The organism is Flectobacillus major DSM 103 (assembly GCF_000427405.1).
GTDB lineage: Bacteria > Bacteroidota > Bacteroidia > Cytophagales > Spirosomataceae > Flectobacillus > Flectobacillus major.
On sequence record NZ_KE386491.1, the window covers coordinates 926,316 to 939,044 of the forward strand.

Annotated in this window: 11 protein-coding genes; 9 read left to right on the top strand and 2 right to left on the bottom strand. The window is 33.7% G+C overall.

The annotated features are described in order from the left end of the window. The first annotated feature begins 46 nt into the window (after window positions 1-46). The 9 genes from FLEMA_RS0105650 to FLEMA_RS0105690 all read left to right on the top strand — a co-directional run bounded on the left by FLEMA_RS0105650 (window position 47) and on the right by FLEMA_RS0105690 (window position 10,696). The gene (locus FLEMA_RS0105650) at window positions 47-811 is read left to right on the top strand and encodes a methionyl-tRNA formyltransferase (protein ID WP_026994627.1); all 765 of its coding nucleotides are present in this window, start codon (window positions 47-49) and stop codon (window positions 809-811) included. Between the two features lie 23 nt (window positions 812-834). Further along, entirely contained in the window at window positions 835-1,695 is an 861-nt protein-coding gene (gene rfbD, locus FLEMA_RS0105655) for a dTDP-4-dehydrorhamnose reductase (RefSeq protein ID WP_026994628.1), read from the top strand. Window positions 1,696-1,697: 2 nt separating this feature from the next. After that, entirely contained in the window at window positions 1,698-2,990 is a 1,293-nt protein-coding gene (locus tag FLEMA_RS0105660; protein WP_026994629.1) for a hypothetical protein, read from the top strand. 151 nt (window positions 2,991-3,141) lie between these two features. Then, on the top strand, window positions 3,142-3,678 hold the full coding sequence (locus FLEMA_RS75925; protein ID WP_052353972.1) for a hypothetical protein: 537 nt from the start codon (window positions 3,142-3,144) through the stop codon (window positions 3,676-3,678). Between the two features lie 19 nt (window positions 3,679-3,697). Beyond that, complete coding sequence (locus FLEMA_RS67630) at window positions 3,698-5,005, top strand: hypothetical protein (RefSeq protein WP_052353973.1); 1,308 nt, start codon at window positions 3,698-3,700, stop codon at window positions 5,003-5,005. A 528-nt stretch (window positions 5,006-5,533) separates the two neighbouring features. Then, a complete protein-coding gene (locus FLEMA_RS75930; RefSeq protein ID WP_052353974.1) occupies window positions 5,534-6,205 on the top strand; it encodes a hypothetical protein in 672 nt (223 codons plus the stop codon). 100 nt (window positions 6,206-6,305) lie between these two features. Next, on the top strand, window positions 6,306-7,898 hold the full coding sequence (locus tag FLEMA_RS0105680) for a hypothetical protein (RefSeq protein ID WP_026994630.1): 1,593 nt from the start codon (window positions 6,306-6,308) through the stop codon (window positions 7,896-7,898). A 298-nt stretch (window positions 7,899-8,196) separates the two neighbouring features. After that, window positions 8,197-9,573: an undecaprenyl-phosphate glucose phosphotransferase gene (locus FLEMA_RS67640; RefSeq protein ID WP_052353975.1), complete on the top strand. Its 1,377-nt coding sequence runs from the start codon at window positions 8,197-8,199 to the stop codon at window positions 9,571-9,573. 55 nt (window positions 9,574-9,628) lie between these two features. Then, on the top strand, window positions 9,629-10,696 hold the full coding sequence (locus FLEMA_RS0105690) for a mannose-1-phosphate guanylyltransferase (RefSeq protein ID WP_026994631.1): 1,068 nt from the start codon (window positions 9,629-9,631) through the stop codon (window positions 10,694-10,696). A 59-nt stretch (window positions 10,697-10,755) separates the two neighbouring features. Here FLEMA_RS0105690 and FLEMA_RS0105695 read toward each other — a convergent pair whose 3' ends face one another. Together FLEMA_RS0105695 and FLEMA_RS0105700 are read right to left on the bottom strand one after the other, a co-directional pair. Continuing rightward, window positions 10,756-11,163 (bottom strand): LytR/AlgR family response regulator transcription factor, encoded by a 408-nt coding sequence (locus tag FLEMA_RS0105695; RefSeq protein WP_026994632.1) that lies wholly within the window; start codon window positions 11,161-11,163, stop codon window positions 10,756-10,758. Window positions 11,164-11,376: 213 nt separating this feature from the next. Next, window positions 11,377-12,135, bottom strand: coding sequence for a tyrosine-protein phosphatase (locus FLEMA_RS0105700; protein WP_026994633.1), 759 nt, complete (start codon window positions 12,133-12,135; stop codon window positions 11,377-11,379). Window positions 12,136-12,729 lie beyond the last annotated feature (594 nt).

A 12,729-nucleotide genomic window follows, 5' to 3' on the forward strand; every position in this document is an offset into this window, starting at 1 on the left:
TTCTCATTTTAATGAGATAATTAGTAAATTTGGGAAAAGAAAATATATGCGAATTGTACTATTAACTCAAAATGACCCATTTTATTTAGGTCGTAATATTGATTATCTCATTAAAAACCTTCCAGAACATTCGGAAATCGTTGCTACTGTTCTCTTTGAAGTATCACCATTTGGTAAAAGAGAGTCTTTCCTTCAAAAAATGAAAAAGACATATGATATTTTTGGTCTAAAATTTTTCGTTTATTATGGAATTAAATTTACATTATCTAAATTTAATTCTATTAACTCAGTAGCAAGAGTCTTAGCTAAGCATAGTGTTCCGTTAGTTGAAATTGAAGGAAATATTAATAGAGCTGAGAATTTGGCTAAAATTAAATCATACAATCCTGATTTGTTAGTTTCGATTGGAGGAAATCAGATTTTTAAAAGACCCTTATTAGATTTGGCTCCACATGGTTGTCTTAATTTACACACAGCATTACTTCCTAAATACAGAGGATTAATGCCCTCTTTTTGGGTATTAAGATACAATGAGAAATATACAGGTGTGTCGGTATTCTTTGTAGATGAGGGTATCGATTCTGGTGATATATTGGTTCAGAAAAAAGTAGAAATAGGGAATCGTTCACAAGAACAATTGATTTCAGATACCAAGCAGATAGGCATGGATAGTATTATTGAATGCGTAGAGAAGATTCATTCAGGAGGCTATGAACTTATTCCTAACCCTGATGAAGAACAAACCTATTTTAGCTTTCCTACCAAAGAAGATGTCAAGGCCTTTTTAGCAGCAGGTAAGCGATTTTATTAGTGCATATACGATTACTATAATTTATGAATATATTAGTATTTGGAGGGACAGGCCAGTTAGGACAATGTCTTAGAAAGGTAGCAAATAGCCTAGGAGTTGAAGGTCTAATTTATTTAGATAAACACCAGGGGAATATTTTAGATATAGTGTCTTTAGATTCTTTATTTAAGACATATCAACCAAGCTATATAATTAATTGTGCTGCTTATACCGCTGTAGACAAGGCAGAAGATGAAATAACCTCATCAAGGGAATTAAATAATCATGGTGTTGCTAATTTGGCTCATGTTTGTAAGCAATTTGGTACTATCTTGATTCATATTTCTACAGATTTTGTTTTTAAAGGCAATGTACCTACTTTGTTAAATGAGACAGATTTAACTGAGCCAATTAATGTATATGGTCTTACTAAATTGGAGGGAGAGCATGCTATTGCTACAATCATAGAGCATCATTTTATTTTGCGTACAAGTTGGTTGTACTCTGAGTTTGCTAGTAATTTCGTGAAGACTATGATTCGTTTGAGTAATGAACGCAAGGAGTTAGGGGTAATCATAGACCAAATTGGTTCTCCGACATATGCTATAGATTTAGCAGAAGTAATACTCAATATTGTTGTTAATCAAAGTAAAGAGTATGGCTTATATCATTATAGTAATGAAGGGGTTGCATCATGGTTTGATTTTGCAAAAGCAATTTTTGAACTAAGCAGTAAAGAAGTGTACTTGAAACCGTTAAAAACATGTGAATATCCTACTAAAGCACTGCGTCCAGCATATTCGGTATTAGATAAATCAAAAATAAAAGAGAAGTTGCATATTAAAATTCCTTACTGGCGTGATAGTTTAGCTAGATGTATTGAAAATTTAAAACAAAATATATAGATATGTGGGCAAAGAGTTTGTTAAGATCTTTACTTTTGTTCCTAGGATTTATTGTTATTTCTTGTAAGCAAGGAGTTTTGTTAGCTGAGAAAACTCCAATTATACAAGCTGTAGAGAATGCTCATAGTCAGATATGGAATCGTTATGTTAATAAGTTTGGCTTATTAATTGATTTTACTTCCTTATCAGGTGAAGTCTATTGGCCTACACCTGAAGAATGTTTAGAGTCTAAACCAAATGCTTTAGGTTGGTGGTCTCCAATCGAAAATGGAGCAATGTTTAATGGACTTTATATGGATGGAGTTATTCAAAGATGGGAGAACTCTAAAAGTGAAAAAGATGCTGAAAAAGTAAGAACAATAGCTAGGGGATTGATGTTAACCGCATCTTTAAGTAATGTTGTTGGCTTTATAGGTAGAGGGGTAACATCGGATGGAGTTTCACACTATCCACTAGGTTCTAATGACCAAACTGGAGGATGGTATTATGGTGTTTGGCGTTATCTTGAAACAGATTTACCAACACCAAGTGAGCGAAAGGCATTTGAATCGAAAATATTAACGGTATCACAAGCGATTATTGATAATAAATATAACCTACCAGCAGAACCTCCTTTTAACTTCAGAGGTAGTTTTGGTACCTTTGACCATAACTGTTCTAGGTTGATTTTTTCTGTTAGAGCGGCGTATTTGATTACAAAAGATGCTTATTGGCAAGATTTGTATATAAAACTTCTTTTCCAAAGAGGCGGAACACTTAATAAAAGTAGAGCGGAAGTAATCGAAGAAGGATTAGAATATGATCCTTCTGGTAAGTTTTCAACTTGGGATGAAAGTCCTTCTATGGGGTGTTTAAGGCTTCTTTGGGAAAATGAAGATAATCCAGAAATAAAAGAAATATTTCGTAAAGGTTTAGAAAACAGTGCGACTAAATCACTGAAAAGTTTGGAGATTGCTTATAATTACTATCCGAACGACCCAACTATTTATGATATAGATTGGCGAAAAATGAATAAATTTTGGGAAGTGCAAACGACATCAGATTTTGCTGTAAGCATAGGAATGAAACAATTAGATTTTTTACATACCTCCGTTCGAAGAAGAGTACTTGAAGAACGATATGTTAGAGAGCCTATATTTGCAGCTTGGGTTGTTTCGCTTGATCCTAATGTAGCTACATTGAAAAAAAGAAAACCTGAGCTAGAGAGGTTGATACAGCATTATGATTATGCCAATTTATATGAAGTTTGGTTTTTCCCAATAGAGGCTACTTGGTGGAGAATTCATAATCTATAAAGAAGAGTATTGAAAAGACTAAACTTATAAATAGGATAATAGCTAATACAATAGCTTTTAGAAGTACTATTTGAAAAATATAGGCTTTATTTTTCAAATAGACTTTTTTTCGTAGTCTATTGGTGTTATTAGACTTAAATGTAATATCAAAATGCAAAAAACAATATACTTATTGATCTTTTATTTAAGCATTAGTTTGTATTCAGCTAATAAGGTATATGCGCAAGCATTTTCAGATGAGAATATTTATATAAGTACCACAATAGGTTTAAATTCTTATTATAGAAGTATTCCTATTAGTTTTTCTTATGAATGGCCTGTAAGTTCAAAAGAGAGTCTTTCCTTTCTTTTGGATACAAACTTTGGTAAATATCCTTCATCTTTTCTTCCCGGAGATAATTGGGATTATAAAGCCTTCAATATGTCAATCAGATACTCCTATCATTTAAGTGAACTTCTTCATCAAAAGAATGAAAATATAGATCATTATGTAGGTGGAGGTCTTGGTTTCCAGCATTTTAAGTGGAATAATGAGTTGCAAGGATATAGATATAATTTTAGGAATGGAATTTCACTAGATTATTATTTAGGGACAAGATATTTTTTTTCTGAGCGGGTTGGTTTTTGTTTAGAAGTAGGAAGTATAGGTATTTCTAATATCCGTATTGGTACAACATTTCGATTATAATAATTTTTGAATATTTACTATGTATAAAAAATGTTTTTCTGTTAAAAAACATATGTATATCGCACAACTCCTAATAATTGTATCAATCTATTTTAGTTGTAAGAATGACGGTGTAGTTAAAAAAGATGATAGTATGTACTCTATAAAAGTAGAGACTGCTCATCTTAATATTTGGTCTAGATATGTGAATCAATATAATATTCTAAATGATTTTACGGGGCTTGATGGAGAGGTATCTTTACCAACTCCCGAGGAATGTCATGATGGTAAAATCAATGCTCTTGGTTGGTGGACGCCAATCGAAAATGGTGCTTTTTTCAATGGTATATATATGGATGGCTTGATAAAAAGATGGAAGCATACAAAATCTGAAGATGACCTTCAGAAGATTAAAAGAATAGCCAGTGGACTAATTTATTTGTCTTCGATTAGTAAAACTCCTGGTTTCGTTGCCCGAGGAGTCGCAAGGGATGGTTTTTCTCATTATGCAATGAGTTCGAATGATCAAGTTGGGGGGTGGTTCTATGGTCTATGGTTATACCTGAAATCAGGATTAGCCTCTGAGTCTGAAAGAAGAATTATTGAAACTAAAATGCAAGAAGTTGTTCGGGAGATTGTCCGATTAAAATATTTTGTACCAGCAGAGCCTCCATTTTTAACACGTGGCTCATTGGGTTGGTTCGATCATAATTCAGCAAGGCTTCTCTTTATGTTCAAAGCATTATATTCACTAACTTCTGATAAATACTGGTCAGATCTCTATTCTAAAAGTTTATCCGAAAAGGGAGGTTTCTCTAAGAAAACGAGATTAGAAATAATTGAAGATGGTATTATTACAGATAAACAAAATATTAATTCAACATGGGATAAAAGCCCTTCAATTGGTTGTTTGAGAGAGCTGTGGGAGCTAGAGCAAGATACATTGATTCGCAATAGTTATAAAAAAGGATTGACTATATCTGCAGTAAACGTAATGAAAAATATCGGAAAGGCATATCTTTGGAATCCAAATGATTCTACTAAACTAGAATTAGATTGGAGAAAGCTTAATATGTTTTGGGTACCACAAAAAACAGATAAGGAAGCAGAAGAGTTAGCCGAAAAACAATTACGAATACTTTATAAAACTGTTCAAAGAAGGGTTTTTGAAGATGTCAATTTGCGTGATCCTATTTTTTCAGCATGGGTTATAACTCAGAGTCCTGACGTTCAAATGCTAAAAGAAAAACGAAAAGATCTTCTAAAGCTAATCGACTATTATGATTACTCAAATATATACCATGTTTGGTTTTTTCCTGTGGAGTCAATTTGGTGGACTCTTAACTAGTGTTACTATTATTAATTAACTTGCTAAGGATAACCTTCTAGGTTGGATATTTTAGTTAAATATATAAAATAATATCATATACCCGTATGAGTTATAGATATATAAAGTATATAGATATTTTAACTGCAATAAAAATATAAAATTTCTAATATTTAATATTCATTGAAAGTGTTGATATATACGTAGGGTAGAGTATTATATGCAAAAAATCATACATTTATCATGCTTTTGCAAGTATTTTCCTCTAATCTTACGTTCCAAAATCTACTTCACTGTAATTTCCGGAAAAATATTATTGTATTTTTCCTAGTTTATGCTATCTTTGAGCAGTTGATTAATATAAAGAATGCCCTATTATCAACGCCAACAAGATTTAATAGATTGGTAAATACACTTCTTCTTGCTACATTATATAAAACAACCGCTAATTATTGCTGAAAATTATATCCGTTGTTATGCTTTGGCATAATACAAAACGATTTCATTCAAATGCTTTCAGGATTTACTAAAAGCAATAATTAGAATATTATGCTTCGTTCGCTCTTAATAATTATAATGCTGTTTTTGCCATGTAGTTTGTATAGTCAAAGTTTTATACAAGGTGGAGGCGTAAGCCTATTGGCATCGAGCTCAGGCTTGGGATTAGAGTTTTCTTGGCAAAAGCCTAGTAGTCCAAATCTAAGATACCGTTTGGGCTATACGTATTTTGAGTTTTTGAAAACGCAACGAATCAATATGGAAAAACAGAAAAATATTGATTTGACTCCGCAGTTACGCAAACAGGTGCTGTATGGTGTTGTTGATTATTTTCCATTTAAGAAAAAACGTTGGCATGTCTCGGCAGGTTTGGCTTATAATATCAAAGACCAATATCAGTTTAAGGCGAGTACCGAAACAGGCGTAATATTTGGGGGAATAGAGATTTATGCCGAAGACTTCGGTACAATAGAAGGAGATATTCGTTGGAGCAAACTAATGCCATATTTGGGTATTGGTTATGTGGCTAATCTTTATAAAGATAAAGTATTATTGGGTATAGATATTGGCTCATATTATATGGGTAGCCCTAAGCTAAATTTAAGCTATGAAGGCTTTTTGGAAACAACCACCTTGGACGAAGAAATCCCAAAAATAGAGCATAATCTAAGAGGTTATTCGTACTATCCCAATATAGCATTTACATTAGGCTATCGTTTTTAAGATAGTCACTGTGTAATTGTTCTTTATAAACTACGCCGTGTTAATGGACAATTCACAGAAAGTTATCCAATTAACAAACTACCAATAAATACAACCGAAGATGAAAAAAATAATTGGGTTATTAATACTGATAGGTTTTATCGTTTGGGCCTGTGAAAATCCATTGGAAGGTTTTACACTAAGATTCAAAGAGCCTATCGAAAAGGCAAAACTTGATATACGGGTTTATAATGTATCTGGGGCATTGCCACAAAACATCAAAGTAAGTTTTGTAGGGCCCGATTCAAGCTTGGTGGTTACTAATTTGAATACGAAAAAATTCAAACTGAATGCAGAAGGAGTAATGATAGTGGCTGTTAACCCTGAAATTATTCCGTCGACTGAGCGACCTGTGCGATTTTCGGTAATTGTAGACGCCCCAGGTTATACTCGTGCTATAAAGAGCTTTATATACACAAGTCAAGCCAACAAAAGTGCAAGCTTTCCTTTGTTTAATGAGTCGACGCCGCCATCGGGAGTATCGTCTTTTGAAACAACCATCAATACCGACGTTACTACTGAACAAAAATTTACCAGTGTTCAAAGCAGCAAATCAGAGCAAAGTACGGTCTTCTTTAGAGCAGGTACAACGCTAAAAGATATAGAACAAAATACAGTTTTGGGGCCTTTGAATTTGGTGATGCTTCATTTTGACAACAGGGGGAGTACAAGAGGTTTTTTGCCAGTAGGAGGAGTCGCCACGAATCCATTAGATACACAAGGGAAAGCTTTGGCCGACCCATTTGATTTACCCAATATTGCAGGATTTGTATCGATAGAATTAAGCAATGCGTTAGGACAAATTGTCAAGACGCTATCCAAGCCATTAGGAATAAAAATTGAACTGAATTCTTCAACGATCAATCCTACCACTGGTAAGGCTATACAAGTAGGAGAGTCGATTCCTATTTGTAGCTACGATGGCGATAAAGGCGAGTGGCGAGTAGAGGGTTCGGCAACGATTGCCAAGTATGCTTCTAATGGAAAATTGTATGTACAGTTTGATGCCAGTCATTTGAGTTATTGGATTGTTTGCTGGCCACGTTCGATTTGTAGAAAAGGGCCAACATTTACTTTCAAAAGCCAGTTGAAAAATGTAGATTTAACCTATTATTGTCAATTGGTAGATGCCAGTAACAATAAATTGTTCCGTGAATATTATTTAACGGTAAATGACGGTTCAAGTTTTACACTTACTTTTGTACCAAAAGATATTAGCAATCTTAAAATGCGTGTATTTGCCGCTAATAATATTATGGGCGGTGATCGTACCAAAATTATAGCCGAATCGGCAGTAGTAGGGCTTTGTGAGGACAAGAGATTACAAGTAGATGTAAGTAGTTTACCCGTCCCACCTTCAGTTTCTGTAGCTTTTGATATTGTATGTCCAACTGGAAAAGTAATGGACGAACAGGCCTTACCTTCTCAATTTAGGATTCAGTTTAGTACACCAGATGCTAATAGTTGGAGGGAGTTACTCACATTGACAAGGACATCGCTAAAGGCTACAACCTATAAAGTGTTACAAAAAGGAACGTATGATTTTAGAGCCAGTACCGATGGAGGCGTAACATGGCCTTATAAGGAGAACAAAAAGTATTTAAACAGTGCATTAATAACCTACAAAATTGAGGATAAAAGCTTTTGTAAATAGTTTTATCTGGATAAATATCCAAACAAACGTTTGAACCTGCTTCGTCAGCGGGATAAAGTATTTTATGTGTTTTGGTATTATAATGAAATTTATGAGATTGTTAAAGATATATATTCTTTGACATCTTTCTTAATCTATATTTAGCTAGATTTATACTAGATATAGATAAAATAAAACTCTTGCTTCTCTCTTTGCTACCTAGCCTAAGTATTAAAAATATTAAAGTTATCAACCTGCTATAGGTATTGATACTGGATTGCTTTACATAAAGAAACTTGATACTACTATGTATAACTCTATGAAAGGATTGGGCTATTATCGCCTATTATCAGACTTTATTTTCATTTTTGTGTCTTTTGAAATGGCCTCAACCATGAGTGGAAGAGAGCTGTCTCGATTGGATTGGGGAATGCTCCTCTTCCTAATGGTTGCGTGGTATTTTTCTAGCAAAGCTACCAACCTATACGACGATTTCCGAACGGTAAAATTTATTGATGAGTTTTTGTTGCTGATACCAAATTTAATGATTCAAATGATGGTATTGGTAACAGCTTTTTTTATGTTAGATGACAGAGTACATGCTCGTAAATTTGTTTTCTTGTATGTAGGGGTAAGTTTAGTGATATTGACGGTTAAGAAATATATAGCAAAAAAAATAGCTCAATTAAGACGTTTAAAAGGGAAAAGCTTAAGGAAAGTTTTAATTGTGGGAACTAGTGAAGTTGGAATGTCTTTTTATGAAATGATTAATAATTCTCATCATTACGGGTATAAAGTTGTAGGATTTGTTGACGCCTTCAAACCTGTTCACTTAAATGGGATGTACAAAGGAAATATTAGTGAAATAGAGGAGATTGTGAATAGGATGGAAGTAGATGAGGTGATAGTTGCACTTGATAAGTTTGAAGATGGTCAATTAGATGAAATAATTCGAGTAAATGAGAAGTTAGCTGTAAGAACACGCATTATTCCTGATTATTTTAGATTCAACTCAAGTCGTTTTAGTATTGAGATGTTTGGGAAATATCCTGTAGTAACAGTTCGTCATGAACCATTAGAGTATTTCCACTGGCGTGTGCTCAAAAGAGCATTCGATATAGTATTTAGCTTACTGGTATGTGTATTTATATTTTCATGGCTGTTTCCTATTATTGCAATTCTGATTAAGTTAGATTCAAAAGGACCAGTTTTATTTGTGCAAGAACGATGGGGTAGAGGTAGCAAACCTATTAAGTGTTTCAAATTTCGTTCAATGCGTACCAATGCTCCAGATATTGACAAAACAGGTAAGTTTATGCAGGCAGGACAAGATGACCCACGGATTACTAAAGTAGGGAAGTTTTTACGTAAAACAAATCTTGATGAGTTTCCTCAGTTTCTTAATGTGATTTTAGGAGATATGTCTGTTGTAGGCCCAAGACCTCATGCTGTAAAACATAATATTGAGACAATGGGTAAAATTGATAATTATTTAGTTAGACACTGGGTTAAACCAGGAATTACAGGCCTAGCTCAGGCTAATGGTTATCGTGGAGAAACAACCGATTTTAATTTGATGCGAAAAAGAGTACATTTTGATATTTGGTATATCGAAAATTGGACATTCTGGTTAGATATAAAAATTATCTTTATGACTGCCTATAACATGATAAAGGGCGAACCAACCGCTTATTAATTACTTGCTATTGGTACAAAAAGCAGTGGTAAAAATGTCACAAACATAGCAAAATATGAATAATAATTACGTGATTATCATGGCAGGTGGGGTTGGAACTAGATTTTGGCCATTTAGTAGGGTTACTAATCCGAAGCAGTTTCATGATGTTTTAGGAACAGGCAGAAGTTTGTTGCAGCAAACCGCCGACCGTTTTGAAAACATTTGTCCGCAAGAACATATTTATGTAGTTACCAATGAAGACTACGTCGGTTTGGTGCTGGAACAATTACCTTTTTTGAAGCCAGAACAAGTATTGTCAGAGCCTGTGCGACGTAATACCGCACCTTGCGTAGCTTATGCTTCATACAAAATTGCTCAACAAAACCCTTTGGCCAATATTGTAGTAGCTCCTGCCGACCATATTATTTTGAAGGAAAAAGCTTTTGAAGATAAAATAAAGATTGCCCTAGAGGCCTCGGCTCAAGGTGATGTGTTGGTTACTTTGGGCATTAGCCCTAGTCGCCCCGATACAGGTTATGGTTATATTCAGTACGGAGCTGCGGAGGGTGAAGTGAAGAAAGTGAAGTCATTCCGAGAAAAACCCAATTTGGCTTTAGCGCAAGAGTTTTTGGCTAGTGGTGAGTATGTTTGGAATGCAGGTATTTTTATCTGGACAGCCCAAAGTATTATCAACGCTTTTGCTAAACATGCTCCTGCTATTCATCAAATCTTTGCAGAAGGAGCGTCGGTATATTATACGCCCGATGAAGAAACCTTTATTCAGGGGGCTTATAAAACCTGCGAGAGTATCTCTATCGATTATGCCATTCTAGAAAAATCAGATAATGTGTATGTGGTTTTGGGTGATATTGGCTGGTCAGATTTAGGTACATGGAAGTCTTTGTACGAAATATCGGAAAAAGACCAAGCCGAAAATGTGCTAGATGGCCAAACGATGTTATATGATGTAAAAAATTGTATCATCAAAACCCCACAAGGTAAATTAGTGGTAGTACAAGGGCTAGAAGATTATATCGTAGCCGAATACGACAATGTATTGATGATATGTCAAAAAAGTCAAGAACAAAAAGTAAAAGACTTTGTAGCTCATGCTGGCGATATAGATAATTGTTTTGTTTAAAATATACTGTTATTTACGCAAAAACCTCCTGAAAATTTTATTTCAGGAGGTTTTTGTATTTAATCAATAAAGGAAATATGTTTTTCTGTCAAAAATACACTTACTTCTTTCCACCTTCTTTTAGAAATAGGGATATTTTTGCCTGATTTGAGCGTTAAGCTTTTGGAATTATAATGGCCAATACAATTGATATTGACAATAAATGCCTTATGTACTCTAAGAAAATGAGAAGACTTTTCAGCCAGACGAGGGAGTAGGTTTTTCAAAGTAATCGAAAATACCCTCGGAGGTTTATGACGCTGATGAATTACTGAATAATTTACTTGGGCTTCTATAAATATAATATCTTCGATATGAATAGTAATATTATATTTAGGTCTGTCCAATAGTTCGGGAGGGCATTTGTCTAGCAAGTAAGGATACGCAATTTTTACGTCCTTTTTCATAACTGTTAATGATGTTTCCATAAGCGAGATTTTATGATTGAATATCAGTTGATTCGTTTAAGTTTTTTGAAATAGTAACATTAATACTAGATGTTGAGCGAAAGTTGATGGCATTCGTTACTGTATTAAGATTGTTTTCAAAGAAATCATAAAGCGAACTTGTTGATAAATAGGGTATAGTTTGATAACTAATGGGCTGGCAATATAGCCATATCGTTGGTCGATAAGGCTATATTATGCAAAGAGTTTTTTATTCAAAAAAGGGTAGTTTTCTAATAGTTTCATTTCCTTACTCATCTCAGAGAGTTTTTTTATTCTATTGAGATGACGCTCGTGGTGCAAATCTGTACCAATAACATCATACAGATTATTTTTCATAAGCTGTAAGGCACATTTTTTAATATCGGGGCCATAATATCCTTCTACCGACAAAATATTAAGCTGTAACAGGCAGCCTAAATCCTTTAAGCGTTGAAAAACTTCAGGCTGAGCATGCCAGTATCTGTAACGTTCGGGGTGAGCAATGATTGGCGTAAAACCACGCTTGGTCATTTCAAAAACCCTTTGTTCAAAATTCATCAGAGGGGCAATCATTGGGTATTCGGCCAATAAATATTTGTTGCCAGGAAATGGAATCGTATTCTCTGACTGAAGAATTTCGGAAAAATTGTCGTCGATATAATACTCGGCCGAGCCTTGAATAGTCATATTGATATTTTGCTGAGCAAGGGCGGCATTTACTTCATCTACTTTTCCTTTAATAATACTTGGCGTGTTGGGGTATACCTCCATGCGAATGTGAGGTGTCGTAATGATGTTATGAAAACCCAACTGTGACAGCTCACTAATTAGATTAACAGAGGTCTCCATATCGGGCGAGCCATCGTCAATACCGGGCAATACATGTGAGTGAATGTCTGTTAGAATTGCATGATTAATAAAATCATAAATTCTTGCGTTATTAGGCTTTTTACTCTTAAAAAATGAAAACATACTTGATTTAATTGCGATTAAAATAGCTAAAACAGTAATTTTAAAACCGTTATTGAGCCTATTTCCTCAAAGTATCGAGGAATCTATTGCCTGTTGAGTGTTGTAATTTTTGAAAAGGAATAGGCGAAGATACAATAAAACGCTCAAAAATAGTAGAGAATATAGATTAGAAGCTCCTTAGAAAGTAAATGTATTTATTAAATGGTTATATGAAGCGGAGGAGACACTCATATACGCCTTATTATATTGTACTTTTTTAGAAAAAATATAATATAATTAATATCTGTAATTCTTTACTAATCAAAAAATATCATCATTCAAGTATGAAAATTAGGCATTTAACAAATAAAAATACCGAATACTAAATAATTTCTTCGTCCATCGTAATAAATATTGCGAATATCAAAAACATGATAATATTCAATCATTTTTTAATATGATATTATTTATTTTTTGTAATATTGTGTGAAAATATTGTATTTAAGGAGTTCAAGAATAAGTAAAAATAAATTACAAAATATTTTATGATATTATTCGTTGTATAAATACAATTTAATCTTGAGTTAGTCTAAAACAAATATCACTAAATAAAAT

What these genes read in the sequence shown, in the direction of transcription:
- FLEMA_RS0105650 (WP_026994627.1), top strand. Translation starts at nt 47, where the DNA reads ATGCGAATTGTACTATTAACTCAAAATGACCCATTTTATTTAGGTCGT.
- rfbD (WP_026994628.1), top strand. Translation starts at nt 835, where the DNA reads ATGAATATATTAGTATTTGGAGGGACAGGCCAGTTAGGACAATGTCTT.
- FLEMA_RS0105660 (WP_026994629.1), top strand. Translation starts at nt 1,698, where the DNA reads ATGTGGGCAAAGAGTTTGTTAAGATCTTTACTTTTGTTCCTAGGATTT.
- FLEMA_RS75925 (WP_052353972.1), top strand. Translation starts at nt 3,142, where the DNA reads ATGCAAAAAACAATATACTTATTGATCTTTTATTTAAGCATTAGTTTG.
- FLEMA_RS67630 (WP_052353973.1), top strand. Translation starts at nt 3,698, where the DNA reads ATGTATAAAAAATGTTTTTCTGTTAAAAAACATATGTATATCGCACAA.
- FLEMA_RS75930 (WP_052353974.1), top strand. Translation starts at nt 5,534, where the DNA reads ATGCTTCGTTCGCTCTTAATAATTATAATGCTGTTTTTGCCATGTAGT.
- FLEMA_RS0105680 (WP_026994630.1), top strand. Translation starts at nt 6,306, where the DNA reads ATGAAAAAAATAATTGGGTTATTAATACTGATAGGTTTTATCGTTTGG.
- FLEMA_RS67640 (WP_052353975.1), top strand. Translation starts at nt 8,197, where the DNA reads ATGAAAGGATTGGGCTATTATCGCCTATTATCAGACTTTATTTTCATT.
- FLEMA_RS0105690 (WP_026994631.1), top strand. Translation starts at nt 9,629, where the DNA reads ATGAATAATAATTACGTGATTATCATGGCAGGTGGGGTTGGAACTAGA.
- FLEMA_RS0105695 (WP_026994632.1), bottom strand. Translation starts at nt 11,163, where the DNA reads ATGGAAACATCATTAACAGTTATGAAAAAGGACGTAAAAATTGCGTAT.
- FLEMA_RS0105700 (WP_026994633.1), bottom strand. Translation starts at nt 12,135, where the DNA reads ATGTTTTCATTTTTTAAGAGTAAAAAGCCTAATAACGCAAGAATTTAT.